Here is a 22691-nt window from a genome sequence, read left to right as displayed (position 1 = left end):
CTTTACAGTTCGATGATTGCGTTTTCGTCCATATCGGCGAATGCGGCGGGTGCGGCGGTCTCCGTTTTACGGCGCTGCATGAGCTTTGCCGCGAGGCCCATGACCTGAATGGTGATGAGCGGCGTCATGGCGACCATGGCAACGACACCGAAGGCATCTGTGACCATGTTGCCGCCGACGGCCGTGCACGCGCCCTGTGCGAGGGGGAGCAGAAATGCCGCAGTCATGGGGCCGGAAGCGACGCCGCCGGAGTCAAACGCGATGGCGGTGTAGATCTTCGGGACAAAAAACGAGATGATGAGCGCGAGCGCGTAGCCCGGGATGAGGAACCACAAAATCGAAATGCCGGTGAGGACGCGGATCATGGCGAGCCCGAGCGAGATGGACACGCCGACGGAAAGCCCGATGCCCATGGCCTTGGCGGAGATGGCGCCGTCTGTGATCTCCTCGACCTGACGATTGAGAACGTACACGGCGGGCTCTGCGCGAACAATGAAATAGCCCATGACCATAGCGACGGGAATGATGACAGCGGAATATTTATAGGAAGCTAACTGCTGCCCGAGGTAATGACCGGCGGGCATGAAGCCGACATTTGCACCGGTAAGAAACAGCACAAGGCCGATGTATGTATAAACGAGGCCCATGCCGATCTGGAATAATTTGCGCTTAGAAAGCCGCAGAACAAGAAACTGCGCCGCGAGGAAAAAGAGAATGATCGGCAGGAGAGAGACGGCAATCTCGATGAGGTAGGTCGGGATACCGGTGCGGAACAGCTCGAAAAGCTCCGAGGAATCCTGCATTTCGGGCAGGATGGGCGGCGTGTAGGTGCTTTCATTCGGATTATAGATGATGCCGAGGATCATGACGGCCAAAATGGGGCCGATGGACGAGAGCGCAACGAGACCGAAGCTGTCGTCTGCCGCATGGCGGTCGCTGCGGATGGCCGAGATGCCGACGCCGAGCGCCATGATGAACGGCACGGTCATGGGGCCGGTCGTCACGCCGCCGGAATCGAACGCGACGGCGAGAAATTCCGGCGGGACAAAGAACGCCAGAAGAAACACGACGGCGTAGCATCCGACAAGCAGCGGCGGCAGCGCGATGGAAAACAGCATGCGCAGAAGCGACACGACGAGGAACACGCCGACACCGCATGCGACGGATAGAATGAGAATTAAATTCGGCACGGACGGCACCTGCGATGCGAGCACCTGTAAGTCCGGCTCCGAGACCGTGATGATAAAGCCGAGCAAAAACGAAAGCGTGATAACGGCACCGAGCTTTTTCGTTTTTGTCATGGCGGTACCGATGCGCTCGCCCATGGGGGTCATGGCGGTCTCTGCGCCGGTGGTGAAGAACATCATGCCGACCAAAATGAGCACTGCGCCCATTAAAAAGCACAGCAGAACGCTTGGCGAGAGCGGCGCAATGGTGAACGAGAGCGCCAGCACGATGGTGATGATGGGAAGGACAGCCTGAAGCGCTTCCTTCCATTTTTCAGAGAGGATTTGTCTTAGCTTCAATCGATGCCTCACGACCTTTCTTATGTGTTGTGGGGTGGTTGAACGAAAATCACTTTTATTATAGCATAAAAACGCGTGTCTGTGACGATTAAAATTGTGAATTTTTCAAAAAATGTATAAATCTAAACCAAAACGGAAATAGAGATGAAAACGAAAAGGCTGCCCGGCAAAGTGCGGGACAGCCTTTTTGGATGAAATTATAGCTTTGAAAGGAGCGCTTCGACGTGGCTTTGTGAGAACGAGGGTTTGTCGCCCATGGGGAACGGGATATGAAGCGCCTTGTATTTGGCGGCGCAGATGTTTTTAAACGGCAGCCACTCGATTTTCTCCAAATTGGAGAACGACTCCGCGAGAGCTTTGACGGCGCGGAGGCTCTCAACCGTATCGGAAAGACCGGGCGCGACGACGTGGCGCACCCAGAGGGGAATATGCATCGATTCCGTAAGGCGCATGAAATCGATCGTGTGCTGCAAGGAGCCGCCGCAGTGGGATTTGTACTGCGCTTCCGTGGGGAACTTGATGTCGCAAAGGACGAGGTCTGTGTGCTTGAGAACCTGCTTGGCACGGGAAAGGTCGCCGGCGCCGGCGGTATCGAGCGCGGTGTGGATGTTGTGCTCATGCAGGCGCCGGAATAATTCCGCGACGAACTCGGGCTGCAAAAGCGGTTCGCCGCCCGAGACGGTGACACCTCCATTTTCGCCGAAGTAGGGGCGGTAACGGAGGATTGTTTTGCAGAGATCCTCTGCTGTGTAGGGCGTACCGCCGGTTAAGTCCCACGTTTCGGGGTTATGGCAGTAGGCACAGCGCAGCGGGCAGCCTTGCAGAAAGACGACGTAGCGCAGGCCGGGGCCGTCTACCGCGCCCATGGACTGTACGGAGCTGACGCGGCCTTCCATTAGATTGCCTCATGGAATGTGCGGGAGATGACTTCGCGCTGCTGCTCTTTGGAGAGACGGTGGAAGTTGACCGCATAGCCGGAAACGCGGATGGTGAGGTTGGGGTATTTTTCCGGGTTATGGTAGGCATCGATGAGCGTTTCGCGGTTCATGACGTTGACGTTGAGGTGATGCGCACCCTGAATGAAGTAGCCAGAAAGGAGCTGGACGAGGTTTGTGATGCGGTCTTCCTCCGTTTTGCCGAGGGCTTCCGGAATGATGGAGAACGTGTTCGAGATGCCGTCACGGCAATAATCATAAGAAAGCTTTGCGACGGAGTTGAGCTCTGCGAGCGCGCCGGATTTATCACGGCCGCTCATGGGGTTTGCGCCCGGGGCGAGCGGCTCGCCGAGTTTGCGGCCATCCGGCGTGTTGCCGGTCTTTTTGCCGTACATAACGTTGGAGGTGATGGTCAAAATGGACAGCGTGTGCTGTGCGCCGCGATAGAGCGGGTATTCGCGCAGGGCATCGTAGAAGCGGCGCACCTGCTCGCAGGCGATGGAATCGACACGCGGGTCGTCATTGCCAAAGCACGGGAACTCACCCTCGGTCTCGAAGTCGGTGACGAGGCCGGTCTCGGGGTCGCGGATGCAGCGCACCTTGGCGTATTTAATGGCGGAAAGGGAGTCTGCCATGCAGCTCATGCCGGCGATGCCGAACGCCATCAAACGGCGGACGTTCGTATCGTGCAGCGCCATCTGGCTCTTTTCGTAGGCGTATTTGTCGTGCATGTAGTGGATGGTGTTCATGGCATCGACGTAAGTTTTTGCGAGCCAATCGCGGTAGAAATCGAGGCGGTTGAGGAGGCCGTCGAAATCGACGTATTCGTCCGGCCAGACAGGCATTTCAGGCGCGACGCGGGTCTTTTTCACTTCGTCCATGCCGCCGTTGATGGCGAGCAGGACGAGCTTTGCAAGGTTTGCGCGCGCACCGAAGAACTGCATATCTTTGCCGACGCGCATGGCGGAGACACAGCAGGCAATGGCGTAATCATCACCGAATGCGGGGCGCATAACGGTGTCGCTCTCGTACTGGATGGCATCGGTATCGCAGGAGACCTTCGCGACGAAGCGCTTCCAGTTTTCCGGCAGGTGCTTCGACCACAGCACGGTGAGGTTCGGCTCCGGGGACGGGTGGAGGTTATAGAGCGTATGGAGCATGCGGTAAGAGTTTTTGGTGACGAGCGTGCGGCCGTCCTCGCCGGTGCCGCCGAGGGACTCGGTGATCCACATGGGGTCGCCGCCGAAAAGCTCGTTGTATTCAGGTGTGCGCAGGTGGCGCGCCATGCGGAGCTTTAAGACGAAATCGTCCATGATCTCCTGTGCGCCGGATTCATCGAGTACGCCTTCTTTGAGGTCACGTTCAAAATAAATGTCAAGGAATGTGGAGGTGCGGCCGAGGCTCATGGCGGCACCGTTCTGCTCTTTGATGGCGGCGAGATATGCGAAATAGAGCCACTGCACAGCCTCGCGGGCGTTTTCTGCCGGGCGGGTGATGTCGTAACCGTACATGGCGGCCATTTTCACCATGTCCTTGAGCGCGGTGATCTGGTCGGTGACTTCTTCGGAAAGGCGAATGGTATCGGCCGTGAGGGGATTTTTGCCGAGATCGGCTTTATCTTTCTGCTTTTGGAGAATCAAACGGTTTACGCCGTAGAGCGGAACGCGGCGGTAATCGCCGATGATGCGGCCGCGGCCGTAGGCATCCGGCAGGCCGGTGATGATGCCGGCGTGGCGTGCGGCGCGCACGTCATCCGTATAGGCAGAGAACACGCCGTCGTTGTGGGTCTTGTGGTATTTAAACTCCTCTTCAATTTTATCGGAGACCTTGTAGCCGTAGGCTTCGCAGGCGGAGCGCACCATACGCATGCCGCCGAACGGGTTGCAAGCGCGCTTTAACGGCTCATCGGTCTGGAGGCCGACGATGATCTCGTTTTCCTTATCAAGGTAGCCGGGGCCGAAAGACGTGGCGGTGATGACGGTTTCGGTATCGATGTTCAAAACGCCGCCGTTTTGCTGCTCGGCGCGGCAGAGAGCCTCGTACTTTTCGAGCATTTTTTCGGTGCGAGCGGTCGGGGGCTGCAAAAAGCTTTCGTCGCCCGTGTAGGGGGTGTAGTTTTTCTGGATGAAGTCGCGGACATCGATGCGATCCTGCCACTTACCGCCTTTAAAATCTCTCCAAGCGTTCATAGTTTCCCATTCCTTTCCGGCGTTTTGCCGTGCAAATTTCCTTGTTTTGGAAGCTGCTGACATAAAAACAGGGCAGTGCTTTCAAAACACTGCCCAGACGGTCGGCTCATTTTCATACTTTTGCTCCACGATGTCCCCATCTTGTATTCCGTCAGTTACAAAAGTACTTTAACTTGTGGTCTTATTGTACACGCAAAAGTGCGAAATGTCAACTGTGAATTTTACGTTCGATGTACTCCACCTCTTTGTCGAGCATAACGGGGGTGAGGGAAACGCCGAACAGGTGCTCGATAAGGCCGGTTTTTAATAGCTCCTCCGGCGTGCCGCTTTGCATGATTTGGCCGTTTTTCATGAGAAGCAGGCGGTCACAGAACTTGAACGCGAGGGGGAGCTCGTGCAGGACGATACCGACGGCTTTGTTTTGCACTTTGAGCGTAGAGAGGAGCGCCATGAGCTCGAATTTATGGTGCGCATCAAGGTAAGTAGTGGGCTCATCGAGCAGGACGACGTCGGTGTTTTGCGCTAAAAGCATGGCGAGGAACACGCGCTGGCGCTCGCCGCCCGAAAGCATGGGCAGGCGGCGGTCGGCAAAGGCCGACACACCGGCAGTTTTAAGCGCGTTTTGAATGACGGTGCGGTCTTTATTGGACAGCGTGCGCGAAAAGCCGAGATAGGGATAGCGCCCATGGGAGACGAGCGTTTTGGCGGTGATATCCGGCACGGCCCTTTGCTGCGGCAGGAACGAGACGCGCCGCGCGAGAGCTTTGGGGGCAAGGGCGGCAATGTCGGTTTCCGCGGTACCGCCGCACAGGGTGATGCTGCCGGAATCCGCTTTAATAAGGCGGCAGAGCGCGCGGAGCAGCGTCGTTTTGCCGCAGCCGTTTGGGCCGAGGATGCCGGTGACTTCGCCGCGGCGGAGTTCGCCCGAGACTCCGCGGAGAATTTCGGCGTGATTTAACGTGACGCAAAGGTCAGCGAATTTTAAGGCGGTGGAAAGGTTTCGGTTCATTCGAGTTTTCCTCCTTTTTTGCGCACGATGAGGAAAAGGAAGAACGGGCCGCCGAGCAGCGACAGTACGATGCCGACGGGAATCTCATACGGGGAAAACAGCGTGCGGCTGAGGGTATCGCACAATAAGACGAACGACGCGCCGAAGAGGGCCGAAAGCGGCACTAAGATGCGGTGGCGCGCGCCGATGAAGTGGCGCAGGATGTGCGGTACGATGAGCCCCACGAAGCCGAGAAGCCCCGAAAAGCTGACTGCGCCGCCAGCAAGCAGGCTGGCCGTCATGAGCAGGAGAAAGCGTGTTCCTTGCACACGCATGCCGAGCGACTGCGCGGTCTCATCGCCGAGGGAGAGAACGTCCATTTCGCCGGAAAACAGCACAGCAAGGAGCAGACCAAGCAGGATGGCAATCCACGCGGGGGTGAGATTTTTGTACGCGATGCCGGAAAATCCGCCGATGAAAAAGGAGCTGGAATTATAGATGGTATCCGGGAAAAAGGTCTTTATGGCGTTGCTGCCGGCGGTGAAAACACTGCTTAAGGCCACGCCCGCGAGGGTGATCGTTGTGCGGGAAGCACCGCTTTTTGCTGCGACGGCATAAATGAGCAGCGACGCGAAAAGAGCGCCAAGGAATGCTGCAAACGGCAAAAACGCGGTGGCTGTGGGGAAGACGGCGAGCAAAAACAGCACGGCAAAGCCCGCCCCGGCGTTGACACCGATGATGTTCGGTGCGGCAAGGGCGTTATTTAAGACATTCTGCAAGAGCACACCGGAGACCGCAAGTGCTGCGCCCGAGAGCACGGCGGCAAGGGCGCGCGGCAGGCGCACGTAGAACAGGATGCGGCTGTCGGGCGTTAAACTGCCGTTTTGCAGGGCAGAGACAGCTTCGCGAATAGAAATTTGTGCCGAGCCGACACAGAGGCTCAGCACAAAGGAGAAAACGAGCAGCAAAAGCGCTGCGGGAAATAAAATTTTCTTACGCATCTTCGTTCAAAAGGAGCTTTGCAATGTATGCGTAGCTCTCGTCCCAGCGGTTTAAGGGCTTATAGTGGAAAAGGTCTTTCGGCAGATAGATGTAGCGGCCGTTTTTCACGGCGGAGAGTTCGCTCCACGCGGGGTTATTTTCGATGTTCTCTGCCATGTAGGTCTTGGCGTTTTCTTCGCTGCCCATCGTCATGACGAGGATGTAGTCCGGGTCGGCTTCGATGACGGATTCCAAGCTGAGGTCTTCGAGCAGGCTTTCGTTATCGTCTGCGATGTTGTGCGCACCGAGCTCTTTTAAAATGGCGCCCGCAACGGTGTCTTCGCCTTTGGCCTTGACGCTGGTGGAATAAGCGCGCAAAAGCAGGACGGTGGGAGCTTTCTGTCCGGAGAGCTTTTCGGCTGTCTCCTGCTTTATAGATTCAATGCGCTTTAAAACCTGCGTGACGTTTTCGTCGTATTTTTCACCGTCCGGGTCGTTGACGGCGCAGAAATTCAGCATGATCTTTGCATAATCCATGACGTTATCCATGTGAAAATAGCCGTGGGGAATCTGCATATCGGTGAGGGCGGAATCGAGCTCCGCGTGGGCGGGCAGGTCGGCGGATAAAATCACGTAATCCGGGGAGAGTGCCGCGACGCTCTCAAGATTCGGCTCCGTGACGGTGCCGACGAGCGCGGTGCCGTCATCGATTTCGATGCCGTGCTCGTCTACGGCATCTTCGGTAATACCGGCGAGCTTACCGCTGGAGAGCAGCCAACATTCGGCAAACGAGCCGTAAAGGGAGACGACGCACGGATCATCGGGGAGCTCCGTTTTGGTGCCGTAGGAATCCGTAATGACGCGCTCAGAGACGGCGGTCGTTTCGGAAGCGGCGGAGGAGCTTTCAGGGGTGGTTTCGTTTTGCGCCGGGGCGGCGCAGCCGGAAAGGAGCAGCACGGCGGAAAGCGCGAGCGCTGCGAGGGACTTGAGTTTCATAGGGTATCCTTTCGGAATTATTTTGCGAGGATCTCCTCACGGCGGTTCAGAAGATCATCAGAGAAGACGTCGTGCTCGAATTTTTCGATGCCAAGACGGTCAATAGCTTTGCCGAGGCGTTCTTTGGGCATGGCGTTTTCCTTGAACCAGAGCATGGTCTTCTCGAGCAGAGGCTCAATCTCCGCGCGGGTGACGAAGCGGCTGAGCGGCGTGCCCATGCGTGTTTGCTTGCCCCACGTGCCGCCGACATAAATGCGGTAAACGACCGGGCTTTCGTGGCGGACAGCCTTAAACGGACATTTGCCGGTGCAGACGCCGCAGGCGAGGCACTTTTCATCGATATGTAATTTGCCGTTTTCGACGTGTGCAGCTTTGGAGGGACATGACTTTTCTACCATGCAGACCTTGCAGCCGCGGCAGGTGTCTTCGTCGAAGATCGGCACGCGGTGGCCCTCGATGCCGAAATCGTTTAGAGAAGGCTTCATGCAGCTATTCGGGCAGCCGCCGATGCCGATTTTGAACTTGTGCGGCAGTTTGACATTTGCCCAGCCGACGTAGTATTTTTCGTGCAGCTCTTTGGCGAGCGCCTGTGTATCGTAATTGCCGTAGACGCACGTGGTGCCCTTACATGCGGTGACGGGACGTATTTTAGCGCCGGTGCCGCCGAAGTAGAGGCCACGCTCGGCAGCGTAATCGCAGGCGGCGTCAATCTGCTCGAAGGGGATGCCGACGATCTCGGCGGACAGGCGGGAGGTGAACGTCACCTTGCCGCTGCCGAATTTTTCGGCAATCTCGGAGATGGTGCGCAGGTCGGCGGCGGTGAAGACCGCGCCGGCGCAGACGAGACGGCCGGAGAAGCACTCTGTGCCGCGATTGATGAGGAAGCCGCGGCCCTTGACGGACGCGATCTGTTCGGGTTTTAACATGATGAACACTCCAATATCCAAGCAAAATATTCCCTGTAATTATAGCCCCTTTTCGGAGTAATGGCAAGAAATGCGGGTGATTTTTGCAAAAGAAATGAAAAAACCGGGCGAAGTATTGGATTTTCCTTTAAACTGTGTTAGAATAGCTAATAACAAATCATCTTCTGTTCCGGCGGCGTTTTGAATGCGCGCCGAAAAAAGAAAGGCGAAGTGAGCTTTTATGAAACGAAGCATCCATTATAAAAACATTTTGAAAACGGCGGTCACGGCGGCACTGTGCGCCATGATAATCCTTGGCACCGCGGCGTGCGGCAATGGCAGCGCCAAGGCGAAGCCCTCCCCCTCCCCGAGCGTGGAGCCTACCGCAACGCCCGTGCCGGTCGAAAAAGTGAAGGTGGCGACCATCAACGACATCGACGATTCATTGAATGTGCGCAGCGAGGCTTCGACGGATTCCGAAATTCTCGGCACGGCAGAGGCCGGCGAGGTGTTCGAGGTTGTGGCACAGGACGATACCTCCGAGTGGGTGGAAATCTCTTACTTTGGACAGAATGCGTATGTGTTCGCGGAATTTGTGACGATCAGTGAGAAAGAGAAGACCGCACTTGCGACCGCGATGCCCTCGCCGACCCCGAATGCGGAAGACGGCACGACCGATGACAACGGGGACAGCGGTGACGCGCAAAATGGCAGCGAGGCATCGCCGACACCCGCTCCCACCGCAGAGCCGACGCCGAATGCGAATAATCCTATCATCGTAAACGGCGGTAACCGAGAGAATACGAGCTCCGGCAGCACATCAGACGGCATGACGGCAGAGACCATTCGCGATACGGAAGATCCGGAGCGACGCTGAGGTAAACTATGAATGTGTTAGTTATAGGCTGCGGCCTGCTTGGGCGAAAAATCGCCCGCACCATGGACGAAATGGGTTGGGACGTTTCTGTTTTAAGCAACATTGAAAGCGACTTGGAGCTTTTGGAAAACGATTTCGAGGGCGTGACATTCCGCGGGTTCCCGATGGATATTCGCAACCTGCGCGAAGCGGGCATTGAAAGCTGCGACGCGGTGGCGGTGACAACGGCGGACGATAACCTCAATATCACGGTGGCGCAGATTGCGCGCGATTACTTCGGTATCCAAAACGTGGTGGCGCGTGTATCCGACCCCGCGCGTGAATTGATTTTTGAGCATATGGGATTGCATACCATTTGCCCCACAAACCACGCCGGCGACCGCATTGTGCGGATGCTGAGCGGCGAAAAAATGAACAAGAAAATCGAGTTCGGTCTGCATACGGTCGACTTTGACGTGCGGCCGGCGGAGCGGCATCAGATCGGCAAGAATGTGGACGAACTGCGCGGCAACCCGGGCGAAGTGGTGTTCGGCATCATCCGCAAAAGCGGCGCGTTCGTTTTAGCGGGGCTTGCACCCTTGAAGCCCGAGGCAGGCGACGAGATTGTGTACAGCCGCGCAATTGATTAAGGGGGATGTGCCATGAACATTGTCATTATGGGCGGCGGCAAGGTGGGCGAAAGCCTTGCGCGCCGCATTTTGGAGGGCCGCCGCCACGAGGTGCGTATCATCGAGAGCGACCGCGCGCGCAGCTTACAGCTTGCAAACGCGCTGGACGTGGAGATCATCTGCGGCGACGGCACGAACATTGACATGCTGGAAAACGCCGGTGTACGTGACGCCGACTGCTTTATTGCGATATCTGGTGACGATGCGAATAATCTCGTTGCGTCGCAGCTTGCAAAGCAGTATTTCGGCGCGAAAAAAGTGATTGCCCGCGCAAACGACCCGCGCAATTTGGAGACAATGCGTGTGCTTGGCGTGGATTATGCGGTGAGCAGCACGGAAATCATTGCGCAGATGATTGAGCAGGAAGCGAACCTGATGGAGTTTCATCTTGTGGCATCGCTGAACAAGGGCCGCGGTCAGATTTGCTCCGTGACGCTTGGAGAGAATTCGGTTTTGCACGGCAAGTCGGTGCGTGAGGTGGTGTTCCCGAAGGGGGCGCTGCTGATTTCCATTGTGCGAAATAACAAACTCATCATTCCGGGCGGCGACACGGTGCTGCAAGCGGGCGATGAGATTATTGCGGTATGCGAGGAACGCGCACAGAAGGCACTTATCCGCCTGATGAACAGCACGCATGCGGATGAGAAATAAGTCGATTTTTTTATGATTTATATAGCAGGAACCCCGTTGGCACGTTGTGTGTTTACGGGGTTCCTGCTTTGTTCATTTAATTCTAATGATTTGCGGGGCAAATCATGCAGGGAACCCATGCAACTGGGTTTCCTACGGTTCTGGTTTTGTGGAGGCAAAAAGTGTTTCGCGCTCTGCGGAGCGCGACTTGGGGCGTTGCCCCGAGACCCCATAAACTTTCTGAAGAAAGTTTAATCAAAGACTTTTAACGTTGCGGTATTATGGATTTCGGCGGCTTTATTTTACAGCTTTAAAGTGCTTTGTGACGCTGGTGCCGTCTTCGTAGACGTCTCTTGTCAAATTAAGGCCTGCGTTCATCAGCATGGCGCCGGAATAGACGGTGCCGGTCTCCTCGTCCTGATAGTACGTTTTGGGGTCGAGGCCGCGCAGGCGCTGCACGCAGTAACGGGTCTCGGGCTGACGCATGACGACGGCAGTCATCATGGCTTCCGTTTTATCCGGCGAAACGAACTCCCACGCGCAGTAGAAGTCGTTCTCGGTCGGGGAGACGAGGCGGTAGAAATCGCCCTCGCGGACAAGGCGGTGATATTTGCGGTAGTCGGCGATCTGCTGCTTTACTTCGGCTTTTTCGTCGTCGGTGAGCTTTCTGGGGTCTAACTCGTAGCCGAATGTGCCGCACATGGCGACGTTGCCGCGGGTTTTAAGCGAGGTGCGCGGGCGGGCTGCGACGTGTGCGCCAAACGAGGAGATAGGGTAGCACATGGACGTGCCGAACTGAATGGTGAGGCGCTCGATGGCGTCGGTGTTGTCGCTGCACCAGATCTGCGGGGAATAATACAGCATGCCGGCATCGAAACGTCCGCCGCCGCCGGAGCAGTTTTCAAAGAGGATATTCGGAAACGCTTTGACAAAACGATCCATGAGGTCGTATGTACCGAGCACGAAGCGGTGCATGACCTCCTTCTGGCGCTCCGGCGGGAGCAGCGCAGAGCCGACCTCGGTCAGATTGCGGTTGAAGTCCCATTTGACGTAATCAATCTTATTTTCACTGAGGACTTTATACATCTGCGCGAAGATATTATCGCGCACGTCTTTTCTCGTCATATCGAGGACGTACTGCAAGCGTGCGGGGGAATTTTCACGGTTCGGCACGTGCAGGCACCAATCCGGGTGGGCGCGGTAGAGGTCGCTGTCCGGAGAAATCATCTCCGGCTCATACCAGATGCCAAACTTTAAGCCCTCTGCGTTGACGCGCTCGATGAGGGAACTGAGGCCGCCTTTGAGCTTCTTTTCGTTGACATACCAGTCGCCGAGGGAGGAATCGTCGCTTTCGCGGCGGCCGAACCAACCGTCGTCCATGACAAGCATATCGACGCCCATTTTGGCGGCTTCGTGTGCGAACGCGACAAGCTTATCATCGTCAAAATCGAAATATGCGGCCTCCCAGCTGTTGATGAGCACGGGGCGTTCCACATCGCGCCACGGACTTTTGATGAGGTGCTTCATGTAGGTGCGGTGGAAAATGCGGCTCATCTCGCCGAGACCCTTATCGGTGTAGACCATGACGGCTTCCGGCGCGGTGAAAGATTCGTTTGGCTCCAGGCACCAGGTGAAATCGGTGGGGTTGATGCCCGCGAGAAGGCGCGTGGTATTCAAACAATCTACCTCGGCTTCAATGGAGAAGTTGCCGCTGTAAATGAGGTTGATGCCGTAGACTTCGCCGTTTTCTTCGGTGGCGTCGTGGGCTTTCAGTGCGACGAACGGGTTGTGGTTGTGTGAGGAAGAGCCGCGCTTGCTCTGGATGGATTGAATGCCGTGGCAGAGCGGGCGCTCTGTAACGGTGCGCTCCTTTGCCCACTTGCCGTAAAGGTGCACCATGTCGTAATCCATCGTGTTGAAGTCGAGGCAGGCGCTGAACACACGCTCAAGCTCCATGGCGCGGTCGGACGTGTTCGTCACGACGGCGTGACGCGTCATGACGGGCAGATCTTTGTAAACGGTGTAGTAGAGCTTCACTTCGGCGTTCGTCGTTTGGTCGAGCGTGGTGACCTCGAGCGTTTCGCTGTCACCGTTTTCGTCGCGCAGAGACGGCATGCCGGGCAGCGCAGGTTTTTCGCTTAAAATGCGGTGCGAAACGTAGCGGATGTCGGTCGCGATATTGCCGTCCGCGTTGCGGATTTGGAGTGCGGAGATGCGGAAATCGCCGGTGCCGTTGCAGGAATATTCGCTCGGCTGTGTATCCGGGGAAAACTCCGTGCCGACGTAGCCTGCGGCGTCGGGCGTGAAGGAGACGAAGTAGCCGCGGTCCAATAAATAGCGCATGTCGCAGTCCGGCAGGTATGCGCCGTAGTAGAGGTGCAGCAGGCGGCCGCTGTCATGCACGGCAAAAACGTAACTGGAGGAAGCGGTATCCAGCTTGAAAATTTTCTTTTCGGCATCAAATAAAATCGCCATAAGATCGGTCCTTTCGGGAAAACATAAAAATTCGGGCAGAGAAATATCCGTTTATAACAACAGTATATCGTTTATGCGGCTTTTGCGCAATAGGCATTTGTTGCATAAAGTTGGCGGTTTGTGATGCTGCGTACGGCGCGGGCTTCGGCATTTTGCTAAAGGCGGCGATGAAATTTGGTGGAATTGTGATAGAAACGGCTTTTTCGGAAAAAATAGCTTTACTTTTCTCTTGGTTTGTATTATAGTTAATGTGATGTGGAAGCGGTTACACATTGTAAAGGACTGTATGTGTTCGCTTTCGAATGTCTTTTGAAAAAATATAAAATGGAGGAAACTACAATGGCTAAAATTATCGGCAATGCACTCCCGAACATCCCGTGGCAGGATAAGCCGCAGGGCTACGATAAGCCGGTTTGGCGTTATGACCACAACCCGATCATTCCGCGTGATCTCATCCCCACTTCCAACAGCATCTTCAACTCCGCAGTTGTCCCGTTTGAGGGCAAGTTCGCTGGCGTTTTCCGCTGCGACAACCGCTCTGTTGAGATGGACATCTTCGCAGGCTTCTCCGATGACGGCATCAACTGGAAGATCAACCACGAGCCGATCGACTTCCAGCCGGCTCCCGGCTGCGACCCGTGCGTAACCCGCAAGGAATATCGCTATGACCCGCGCGTTTGCTGGATTGAGGACCGTTACTACATCACTTGGTGCAACGGTTTCCACGGCCCGACGATCGGCGTAGGCTATACCTATGACTTTAAGACCTTCTATCAGATGGAGAACGCTTACCTGCCGTATAACCGCAACGGCGTTATGTTCCCGAAGAAGATCAACGGCAACTTCGCAATGCTGAGCCGTCCGTCCGACACCGGTCACACTCCGTTCGGCGACATCTTCTACAGCGAGAGCCCGGACATGACGTATTGGGGCAAGCACCGCTATGTCTTCGGCACGAGCAGTCACTCCGGCTGGCAGTCCAAGAAGGTCGGCCCCGGCCCGATTCCGATCGAGACCGATGAAGGCTGGCTGATGATTTATCACGGCGTTCTGAACTCCTGCAACGGCTTCGTTTATCGCTTCGGCGTAGCGCTTCTTGACCACGAGAAGCCGTGGATCGTGAAGGAAAGAGGCAACTTCTATGTCTTCGGTCCGGAAGAGAGCTATGAGCTCACCGGTGACGTGCCGAACGTTACGTTCCCGTGCGCTACCCTGACCGATGCCGACACCGGCCGCATCACCATCTACTATGGTGCTGCCGACACCGTCACCGGCATGGCCTTCACCACCGTTGACGAGCTGCTTTCCTACATGAGAAAGTACCCGCACGAAGTATAAGACACCATTGTACAAAGACCGCCTGACGGCTTAGCACACTGTTGTCTTGATCGCTTTGTTTAAATTAGAATAGCTTTTTCGCAGGCGCTTCCGTTTTTCGGGAGCGCCTGTTTTTTATGGAATTGTTGTATTTTACGGCAAAATCTGGTATGATGAAGCTATGGAAAACCGCGATGGGCGGAAAACGGTTAGGAGCTGTATGAATATGAAAGAGTATGTCATTGAGAAAACGGTGGGTGCGCCGGACTGGACAAAGGTGCCGGAGCTGCAGGTGGACAATGTTTGTTGGTTGCCGGACGCGGGTGTGCGCATGGAGCAGCAGATCTGCCACGACGACGAGAAAATCTACGTGCACCAAGTGGCGCACGAAAAGAACATCCGCGCGGAGCTGACCGATAAGCTCGGCAGTATCTGCACGGACAGCTGCATGGAGTTTTTCTTCTCCCCGGTGCCGGAGGACGGGCGGTATTTTAACATTGAGCTGAACTTGAACGGCGCGATTTTCCTTGGCTTCGGCCACGGCAGAGCAGACAGCATCCGTTTGATCCCGGAAGACCACAAGAAGCTTTTTAACATCCGCACGAACAAAACGGCGGATGGGTGGGAAATCTTTTATGAAATTCCGCTCGAATTTCTGCATGTATTTTACCCCGATTACGACTTCAAAAGCGGGCGTGTGATCCGCGCGAACTGCTTTAAATGCGGCGACCTCACCGTGCAGCCGCACTATATGATGTGGAATGAGACGACGAGCGAAACGCCGGATTTCCATCGTCCGCAGGACTTTGGCCGCATGATCTTCGCGTAAACCGCGGTATTCAGCGGGATATTCATGGATTAGTCCAATATCTTTTGCCGAAGCCCGCGCAGAATTGTCGTTTTTCCAAGTTGCAAGGTGAGCGAATTTCCAGTAAAATAGTAATAATGGGTAAATGAAAAATATCGCAAAAGTTTTGCATAGCTTATGCGCCTGACGCAAAACTATCGTTTAGAGTATTGCGTCGGCAGGAAAGGATTGGTGTGCATATGCCACTGGAAAGGATCGACAGTTATTTTAACGGCGCGGTGGAGTCTTATGACGAGCGCTTGAAACGCAGCGCAGAGGATGAAGACGGCTACATTCGCCGCACGGCGGAGTTTTTCCCGAAGAAGGAGCACCTGCACATTCTGGACATCGGTATCGGCACGGGCACGGGTCTTACGGCAATTTTAGAGCAGAACCCGACGATTTATGTGGACGGCATTGACTGCGCGGATAAAATGCTCTCGGAAATTCCGAAAAATCTGCCGGAGCACAAGGAGCGCATCCGCACAATTTGTGGTGATTTCTTTAAATATGAGTTGGAGCCGGAAAGCTATGACGGTGCGGTTTCCATGATGGCGCTGCATTATTACAGCCGCGAAGAGAATTTGGAGCTGTTTCACCGCGTGTGCCGCAGCATTAAAAAGGGCGGGTTCTTTCTGTTGAGCGACAAATTCGCGCCGACGCAGATGTATGAGGACTTCTGCCGTTCCGAGTTTGAGCAGAAGCGCAAGGAGCAGCACTTGTCGGCAGACGAGCATTACTATTGCTTTACGCCGCAGTATGTGGCGGGCGAAGCGGCGCTGCTTTTCAAAGCGGGCTTTGCAGAGGTACGCGTGTGCTGGGCGAAATCCAACACGGCAGTGCTTCTTGCCACAAAATAAACAAATAACGGTTGAAAAGCCGGTCGAACTGCGTACAAATAAACGGTACGCGTCTTGACCGGCTTCTTTTTTAATGCTATAATGTTTCAAAAGCAACTATTTTGGGAATGGGTGAATACTTTTGGAACTCTTTAACGCACAGCATGTTTTGCACGGCGAGCCTGTGACGGGCGAGCTGCCGTCTACGAACTCGCTTTTCAAAACGACCGTCAACATGGCGTGGCCTTCGATGGTGGAATCGTTTTTGGTGGCGCTCGTCGGCTTTATCGATACCATCATGGTGAGCACGCTGGGCTCTTACGCCATTGCAGCGGTGGGCCTGACGCAGCAGCCGAAGTTCATCGGTTTGGCGCTGTTTATGTCGATGAGCACGGCCATCTCGGCGCTGGTTGCACGGCGTAGGGGCGAGCAGAACCGCGAAAGCGCGGTGCGCATTTTGAAAACATGCATTCTGGTCGCCGTGATTTTGACGGCGATCATCAGCGTTACGTTTACGGCGTTTGCAGACCCCATTATCCGCTTTGCGGGCTCGGCGGACGATACGCATGAAGCGGCGGTGGAGTATTTCCAAATCATCATGGGCGGCATCGGGTTTACGACCGTGATGATGATCGTGAACGCGGCACAGCGCGGCGCGGGCAACACAAAGATCGCGCTGCGCACGAACATGGTCTCTAACCTTGTGAACGTGGTGTTCAACTATCTTTTGATCGGCGGCAACTTCGGGTTTCCGGCGCTCGGCACGCGCGGCGCGGCGCTTGCGACCGTCATCGGCTCTGTGCTCGGCTGCGCGATGAGCTTGCATTCCATGTTCGCGAAGTCCTCGTTTGTGTATATCCGCGGCGTGAAAGGCTTTTTTACCTCGAGGTTTGACGTGCGCTCACTGCTTAACGTCGGTTCCAGCGCGTTTGTGGAGCAGATTTTCCTACGCATCGGCTTTTTGCTGTTCGCCATCACCGTTGCGAACCTCGGCACCACTGCGTATGCTGCGCACCAGATTGGCATGAATATGATGAGTTTGACGTTCTCACTCGGTGATGGGCTTTCGGTGGCGTCTGTGGCGCTGATCGGCAGGAGTCTCGGCGAAGAACGGCGCGACCTTGCAAAGCTGTACGCCTCCATGTGTCAGCGAATCGGACTTTTCTGCGCGTTTGTGATGTCGATGGTTTTCCTGTTCTTCGGCAGGAATCTCTATGGCCTGTTTTCGAGTGAGCAGGAAATTCTCGATATGGGTGTGATGATTATGCGCATGCTGTGCGTTATCATTTATCTCCAGATCACGCAGGTTATTTTCTTCGGTTGCCTGAGAGGCGCGGGCGATACGAAGTATACCGCGTTTGCGTCTATGATCAGCGTCGCCATTATCCGACCGGGCTTAAGCTGGCTGCTGTGCTACCCGCTGGGACTGGGACTGCTTGGCGTGTGGCTTGGGTTGTTCGGTGACCAATTTATGCGATTCTGCCTTGGGTATTTCAGAATGAAGCAGGGCAAATGGCTGAAAATTAAGATTTGACGCGTTTACGACAACGATAGCGGAGCGACGAATAAAGTCTTTGTCCAACTTCCTTCGAGAAAGTTGGTGGGGTCTTGGGGCAACACCCTAAGTCGTCGTTCGCAAACGACGAAACACCTTTTGCCTAACCCAAAATGAGAAAGGTAGCTTGAAACATCCGGTGGACGCTTCAAGCGTAGGGAACACAGTTGCATGGGTTCCCTGAAAGGCGGTCTGCGACTGTCTTTAGAAATTCAAACAAGATAAAATAGAAGCAAAAAGTCTCCGCCTTTCTCTGAATCAAAGAGGAAAACGGAGACTTTTATATTTTAAAATAGTGATTATTCCACAACGACCGTGCAGTGCTCGGTGCCGTAGTATTCCATCGCGGAGATGACCTCAGGGGTCAGGCGCTCACCGCATACAGCAAGCGGCACCGCGGGTGGGCAGCTCACGTTGGCGTCTGCCAAAATGCGGTTTTTGCACTCGGAAAGCGGTAACGTTTCACTCGGCGAGAAGAGCGCCTCGCGCGGGGAAAGTACACGCTCGGCATGCGGCGGCACAGGCGGCTTTGAAAGGATCGCCGGGGCGGGCAGAACGGAGAGCAGCGCGCGCTCGAGACGGGCAAAATCTGCGGGTGTGGTCTCCGGCGTGAACATCATCACAAGGTGGTCTGCGTCGGAAAACTCGCAGTAAATATTGCTGTGCGTCAAAATTTCCGCCAGAGCTGTGCCCGTGTAGCCGAAGGACTTCGGCAATAAGCAGAGCTTTGTGCGCTCCTCGCCGCAAAGAGCATAGCCGTGCGCACGGAGTTTTGCTTTCAGCGTGTCAAGACGCTCCGCACAGGCTTTGAGCTGTGCGGGAAAAGATGTTGCTAAAAGCGGATTCGTTGCGTCGAGCGACTGCAAAATGAGGTAGGACGGGCTCGTGGACGCAAAGAGCGCCATGGCGCTTTCCGCACGCTGCGCGAACATGTCCGGCGTGCCGTGCGCGATGTGCAGATACGCGCCGCCCGTTAAGACCGGCAGTGTTTTGTGTGCGGAATCACAGCAGATGTCTGCGCCGAGCTGCATGGGGTGCATGGGCTCGGGCAGAAAATGCAGGTACGCGCCGTGGGCGTTATCGACGAGCAATAATACGCCGTGTTTTTTGCAGACGGTGGACAGGGACTTGATGTCCGCGATGTTGCCGAGATAATCCGGGCTTGTGATGTACACGGCGGCAGGGTTTTCCGATACGATCACGTCTTCGAGCTGCGCGGGGGTGATGGCGCAGGAAATGACGCTTTCCGTGCCGTAGATCCAGCGAATGTCAAGGTCGAGCAGCGCTGCGGCCGTCATGAAGACCTTGTGTGCGTTACGGCCTGCCGCAATGACGGGCTTTTTGTGATTTGCGCGGGCATGCAGCAGCGCAAGATACAGCATGGCGCGGATGCACAGGGACGAGCCCTCGGCGGAATAGACCGTCTTTTTGGTGCCGAATAACGCGGCGGCGTTCGCTTCGCTTTCGCGGATGATGCCCTCGGCGTGGTAGAGCACGTCTGCGTCCTCAATCTCGGTGAGGTCGAGCGGCTCGGGGCCGAGCAGCGCGGTGCCCTTGTGGCCCGGCATGTGCATGCGCAAAGCGCCGCTATATCGGTAGCGGCGCACAAATTCGCAGATTGGCGCGGTTATCATGCGTTGTTATCCAATGCCTTGGAGGCTTCGAGCATGATGGCGCATTCCATGCGTTTTTTAAAGAGCTCGCAGCCCTCTTTGTAAACGCCGCGGACGGAGCCGGTGGCGTGGTAGGCGTTTGCGGCGCAGCCGCCGGAGCAGTACAGTCTTGCCCAGCAATCGCGGCACTCGGGGTGAGCGTACACGTTGCAGGAGGCGAAATCCGCCTGAATTTCCGTGTTCGTCACGCCTGTCCAAACATCGCCGAGGCGGAATTTTTCGTCGCCGACGAACTGGTGGCAGGGGTAGAGGTCGCCCCACGGGGTGACGGCCATGTACTCTGTGCCGGAGCCGCAGCCCGAAATGCGCTTGTAAATGCACGGGCCGCCGGTGAGATCAATCATATAGTGGTAGAACGTGAACGGTTTGCCGGCGCGGCGGCGCTCCAGCATGAGCTCAGCAAGCTTTTCGTACTGCTCCATGACGATGACGCGGTCTTCGTCGGTCAGCGCGGAGGGGTCTCCCGGTGCGCAGACGACCGGTTCCATGCTCAGTTCCGTAAAGCCGAGGTCGAGCATCTGCTGAATGTCTTTGAGAAAATCCGGGTTTGCGTGCGTGAATGTGCCGCGCATGTAATACGCCTTGTTGCCGCGCGCCTTGACGAGCTTCTGGAATTTCGGAACGATGCGCTCCCAACTGCCGTTGCCGGCGTAGTCTACGCGGTAGCGGTCGTGCACTTCCTTGCGGCCGTCGAGGCTTAAAACGACATTGCTCATCTCGCGGTTTGCAAAATCGATGACGCCGTCGTCGATCAAAACGCCGTTTGTCGTCAACGTGAAGCGGAAGTGCTTACCGCATTCCTTTTCGCGGGAACGGGCATACGCGACAAGCTGCTTTACGACGTCGAAATTCATCAGCGGTTCGCCGCCGAAGAAGTCGACTTCCAAATTGTGGCGCGTGCCGGAGTGTTCGAGCAGGAAATCAAGCGCCTGCTTGCCGACCTCAAAGGACATGAGAGCGCGGTCGCCGTGGTACTTGCCTTGGCTTGCAAAGCAGTAGGAGCAGTTTAAATTGCAGGTGTGCGCCACGTGCAAGCACAGCGCCTTGACGACGTTGGCGCTTTTCGCTTTCAGGGCACCTGCCATCGACTCGAACGTATCGGGGGTGAAGAGCTTACCGGCGTCGCGCAACTCTTCAATCTGCTCGTAGCACTCGTTGATGTCGGCTTCGGTCACGTCTTCACGGTCGCCGTATTTTTCCAGCATAGCGGCGGTAATCGCCTCGCGGCTTTCGGTCTCGAACAGGCCAATCATGTCATAGGCAACTTCATCGACAAGGTGGACGGAGCCGGAACAGATATCGAGCACGATGTTCATGCCGCCGAGTTTATAACGGTGTATCATCTAAAAAATCCTTTCGCATCTATACATGAAAAAAGCCGCCAAAAAAGGCGGCGTTTTCTGAACCTTTGAATTACTTCGCGTTCTTCTCCGTGTTCTCGCACTGCTGGTTTGCAATGCCGCAGCTCGTCTTGCAAGCGGACTGGCAGGAAGTCTGGCACTCGCCGCAGCCGCCGTTCTTTGCGCTTTCGCACAGGTTGCGGGTCTCAAGCGTCTGAATGTGTTTCATATCATTTCGCCTCCGAATTGTTACTTTATAAGCTAACTTTATTAGCCTTAAAATTCTAACACAGATAGGGCGGGATGTCAAGATGCAAAGCCGCCGGATTTCGGGAAAAAGCATGTCCCCACGCCATTTCTGACGTGGGGACACGGAAAATAGGATATCGGAGAAGTCAGTTTTAAGGAGTGTTTTGAATCAGTCACCGAAAGCCTGGGAAAGATCGGCGATGATGTCATCGATGTGCTCGGTGCCGATGGAGAGGCGAATGGTGTTCGGCTGGATGCCCTGCTCTGCGAGCTCTTCTTCGTTGAGCTGCGAGTGCGTGGTGGAAGCCGGGTGGATAACGAGGGACTTCACGTCTGCGACGTTTGCGAGCAAAGAGAAAATTTTGAGTCTATCGATGAACGCCTGTGCTTCCTTAGCGCCGCCCTTGATGTTGAACGTGAAGATGGAAGCGCCGCCGTTCGGGAAATACTTCTTATAAAGCTCGTGGTACGGGCTGTCCGGCAGAGACGGATGGTTGACACTTTCGACCTTCGGGTGTTTGGAGAGGAAATCGACAACCTTCAGCGCGTTCTCAACATGGCGTTCAACGCGCAGAGAGAGCGTTTCAAGACCCTGCAGGAACAGGAATGCGTGCAGCGGAGCGAGCGTTGCGCCGGTATCACGCAGGAGGATTGCACGGATCTTCGTGACAAAGGCTGCCGCGCCGACGTCCTTTGTGAAGCTGATGCCGTGGTAGCTGGGGTTCGGCTCTACGAGGGACGGGAACTTGCCGCTGCCCTCCCAGTCAAACTTACCGCTGTCTACGATAACGCCGCCGATCGCCGTGCCGTGACCGCCGATGAACTTTGTAGCGGAATGGACAACAATGTCTGCGCCGTACTCGAACGGACGGAGGAGGTAAGGCGTTGCGAATGTAGAGTCTACAACAAGCGGAATCTTATGTGCATGTGCAATGGCTGCGACCTTTTCAATGTCAATCAGCGTTGCGTTCGGGTTGCCGATGGTCTCGATGAAGACAGCTTTTGTCTTATCGTTAATCGCGTTTTCAAAAGCGCCTTCTTCGTCCGGGTCTACGAACGTTGCGGTGATGCCGTACTGCGGGAGCGTGTGCTCAAGCAGATTGTAGGTGCCGCCGTAGATGGTCTTCGCGGAAACGATGTTGTCACCTGCGCTTGCGAGGTTGAGAAACGTATAGTTGATGGCTGCTGCACCGGAAGCGACGCCAAGCGCCGCCACGCCGCCCTCAAGGGCTGCAATGCGCTGCTCAAATGCGTCCACGGTGGAGTTCGTCAGACGGCCGTAGATGTTGCCTACATCTGCGAGCGCGAAGCGGGCTGCTGCGTGTGCAGAGTTCTTGAAGACGAAGGAAGTCGTCTGATAGATCGGCACTGCGCGGGCATCGGTAGCGGGGTCCGGGTTCTCCTGACCTGCGTGCAGCTGGATGGTTTCAAAATGGTAGTTGTTATCATATGTATAGCTCATGGTAATACCTCTTTCATAATTTCAGAATTTAATTCTTGTTTTAACGGATTTTGAGAAGTTGACGAAAAGCTGAGCTTCACATTCGTCCGTTTCTGAAATTGTGGCGAAGCATTTGCCGGAAAAGGGATCGCATCATCGGGGTGCGCCTCCTTTGAGATTTACTTCAATTTTTATGTTTGAAGATTTCATAACACTCAAAACATATTGACTTGGTATGTTTTGTATGATACACGCTGGAT

19 protein-coding genes and 1 riboswitch are annotated in these 22691 nt (G+C 55.4%); of the genes, 7 read left to right on the top strand and 12 right to left on the bottom strand.

All coding sequences use genetic code 11. The annotated features are described in order from the left end of the window. Nucleotides 1-2: 2 nt before the first annotated feature. The 7 genes from ACLTX1_RS03280 to ACLTX1_RS03250 all read right to left on the bottom strand — a co-directional run bounded on the left by ACLTX1_RS03280 (nt 3) and on the right by ACLTX1_RS03250 (nt 8541). Entirely contained in the window at nt 3-1526 is a 1524-nt protein-coding gene (locus tag ACLTX1_RS03280; RefSeq protein WP_308448655.1) for a DUF1538 domain-containing protein, read from the bottom strand. A 197-nt stretch (nt 1527-1723) separates the two neighbouring features. After that, nucleotides 1724-2422: a pyruvate formate-lyase-activating protein gene (gene pflA / locus ACLTX1_RS03275; RefSeq protein ID WP_308448656.1), complete on the bottom strand. Its 699-nt coding sequence runs from the start codon at nt 2420-2422 to the stop codon at nt 1724-1726. Beyond that, nucleotides 2422-4650 (bottom strand): formate C-acetyltransferase, encoded by a 2229-nt coding sequence (pflB, locus tag ACLTX1_RS03270; RefSeq protein WP_176820839.1) that lies wholly within the window; start codon nt 4648-4650, stop codon nt 2422-2424. The genes pflA and pflB overlap by 1 nt, the downstream gene beginning before the upstream one ends. An 84-nt stretch (nt 4651-4734) precedes the next feature. Then, a riboswitch (ZMP/ZTP riboswitch) is annotated at nt 4735-4819 on the bottom strand. A gap of 39 nt (nt 4820-4858) precedes the next feature. Continuing rightward, the gene (locus ACLTX1_RS03265) at nt 4859-5659 is read right to left on the bottom strand and encodes an ABC transporter ATP-binding protein (RefSeq protein ID WP_308448657.1); all 801 of its coding nucleotides are present in this window, start codon (nt 5657-5659) and stop codon (nt 4859-4861) included. Continuing rightward, a complete protein-coding gene (locus tag ACLTX1_RS03260; RefSeq protein ID WP_412266519.1) occupies nt 5656-6639 on the bottom strand; it encodes a FecCD family ABC transporter permease in 984 nt (327 codons plus the stop codon). Before ACLTX1_RS03260 ends, ACLTX1_RS03265 begins: the two co-directional genes overlap by 4 nt. Next, complete coding sequence (locus ACLTX1_RS03255) at nt 6632-7615, bottom strand: ABC transporter substrate-binding protein (protein ID WP_412330458.1); 984 nt, start codon at nt 7613-7615, stop codon at nt 6632-6634. Before ACLTX1_RS03255 ends, ACLTX1_RS03260 begins: the two co-directional genes overlap by 8 nt. 17 nt (nt 7616-7632) lie before the next feature. Further along, nucleotides 7633-8541 carry a (4Fe-4S)-binding protein gene (locus ACLTX1_RS03250; protein ID WP_316519514.1) on the bottom strand — a complete coding sequence of 303 codons (909 nt, stop codon included), beginning with the start codon at nt 8539-8541 and terminating at the stop codon, nt 7633-7635. A gap of 220 nt (nt 8542-8761) precedes the next feature. Here ACLTX1_RS03250 and ACLTX1_RS03245 point away from each other — a divergent pair, with 220 nt between their 5' ends. From ACLTX1_RS03245 to ACLTX1_RS03235, 3 genes are read left to right on the top strand one after another with little or no spacing between them, the layout of a single operon-like run. Next, nucleotides 8762-9397 carry an SH3 domain-containing protein gene (locus tag ACLTX1_RS03245; protein ID WP_412330457.1) on the top strand — a complete coding sequence of 212 codons (636 nt, stop codon included), beginning with the start codon at nt 8762-8764 and terminating at the stop codon, nt 9395-9397. A gap of 8 nt (nt 9398-9405) precedes the next feature. Further along, nucleotides 9406-10026 (top strand): potassium channel family protein, encoded by a 621-nt coding sequence (locus ACLTX1_RS03240; protein WP_412330456.1) that lies wholly within the window; start codon nt 9406-9408, stop codon nt 10024-10026. Nucleotides 10027-10038: 12 nt separating this feature from the next. Beyond that, entirely contained in the window at nt 10039-10716 is a 678-nt protein-coding gene (locus ACLTX1_RS03235; RefSeq protein WP_308448663.1) for a potassium channel family protein, read from the top strand. 276 nt (nt 10717-10992) lie between these two features. Here ACLTX1_RS03235 and ACLTX1_RS03230 read toward each other — a convergent pair whose 3' ends face one another. Further along, nucleotides 10993-13170, bottom strand: coding sequence for an alpha-galactosidase (locus tag ACLTX1_RS03230; RefSeq protein WP_412330455.1), 2178 nt, complete (start codon nt 13168-13170; stop codon nt 10993-10995). A gap of 339 nt (nt 13171-13509) precedes the next feature. Between ACLTX1_RS03230 and ACLTX1_RS03225 the strand changes: the two genes are divergently transcribed. The 4 genes from ACLTX1_RS03225 to ACLTX1_RS03210 all read left to right on the top strand — a co-directional run bounded on the left by ACLTX1_RS03225 (nt 13510) and on the right by ACLTX1_RS03210 (nt 17707). Continuing rightward, nucleotides 13510-14508: a glycoside hydrolase family 130 protein gene (locus ACLTX1_RS03225; RefSeq protein ID WP_176820830.1), complete on the top strand. Its 999-nt coding sequence runs from the start codon at nt 13510-13512 to the stop codon at nt 14506-14508. Nucleotides 14509-14707: 199 nt separating this feature from the next. Continuing rightward, nucleotides 14708-15316, top strand: a complete 609-nt coding sequence (locus ACLTX1_RS03220; RefSeq protein WP_176820829.1) for a carbohydrate-binding family 9-like protein — start codon at nt 14708-14710, stop codon at nt 15314-15316. Nucleotides 15317-15534: 218 nt separating this feature from the next. Next, nucleotides 15535-16194, top strand: coding sequence for a class I SAM-dependent methyltransferase (locus tag ACLTX1_RS03215; RefSeq protein WP_176820828.1), 660 nt, complete (start codon nt 15535-15537; stop codon nt 16192-16194). Between the two features lie 121 nt (nt 16195-16315). Next, on the top strand, nt 16316-17707 hold the full coding sequence (locus tag ACLTX1_RS03210) for an MATE family efflux transporter (protein WP_308448667.1): 1392 nt from the start codon (nt 16316-16318) through the stop codon (nt 17705-17707). Nucleotides 17708-18027: 320 nt separating this feature from the next. Here ACLTX1_RS03210 and ACLTX1_RS03205 read toward each other — a convergent pair whose 3' ends face one another. From ACLTX1_RS03205 to ACLTX1_RS03190, 4 genes are all read right to left on the bottom strand, one after another. Then, complete coding sequence (locus tag ACLTX1_RS03205) at nt 18028-19362, bottom strand: aminotransferase class V-fold PLP-dependent enzyme (protein WP_308448668.1); 1335 nt, start codon at nt 19360-19362, stop codon at nt 18028-18030. Beyond that, the gene (scfB, locus tag ACLTX1_RS03200) at nt 19359-20744 is read right to left on the bottom strand and encodes a thioether cross-link-forming SCIFF peptide maturase (RefSeq protein ID WP_412330454.1); all 1386 of its coding nucleotides are present in this window, start codon (nt 20742-20744) and stop codon (nt 19359-19361) included. Before scfB ends, ACLTX1_RS03205 begins: the two co-directional genes overlap by 4 nt. A gap of 70 nt (nt 20745-20814) precedes the next feature. Next, nucleotides 20815-20970, bottom strand: coding sequence for a six-cysteine ranthipeptide SCIFF (gene scfA / locus ACLTX1_RS03195; protein ID WP_176820824.1), 156 nt, complete (start codon nt 20968-20970; stop codon nt 20815-20817). A 189-nt stretch (nt 20971-21159) separates the two neighbouring features. Beyond that, entirely contained in the window at nt 21160-22452 is a 1293-nt protein-coding gene (locus ACLTX1_RS03190; protein WP_412264110.1) for an O-acetylhomoserine aminocarboxypropyltransferase/cysteine synthase family protein, read from the bottom strand. Nucleotides 22453-22691 lie beyond the last annotated feature (239 nt).

The sequence above is a fragment of the Hominenteromicrobium sp. genome (assembly GCF_046974225.1).
GTDB classification, from domain to species: Bacteria; Bacillota; Clostridia; order Oscillospirales; family Acutalibacteraceae; genus Hominenteromicrobium; species Hominenteromicrobium mulieris.
Note: the sequence above shows the minus strand (reverse complement) of the source record. Positions and strands in the feature narration are given on the sequence as shown.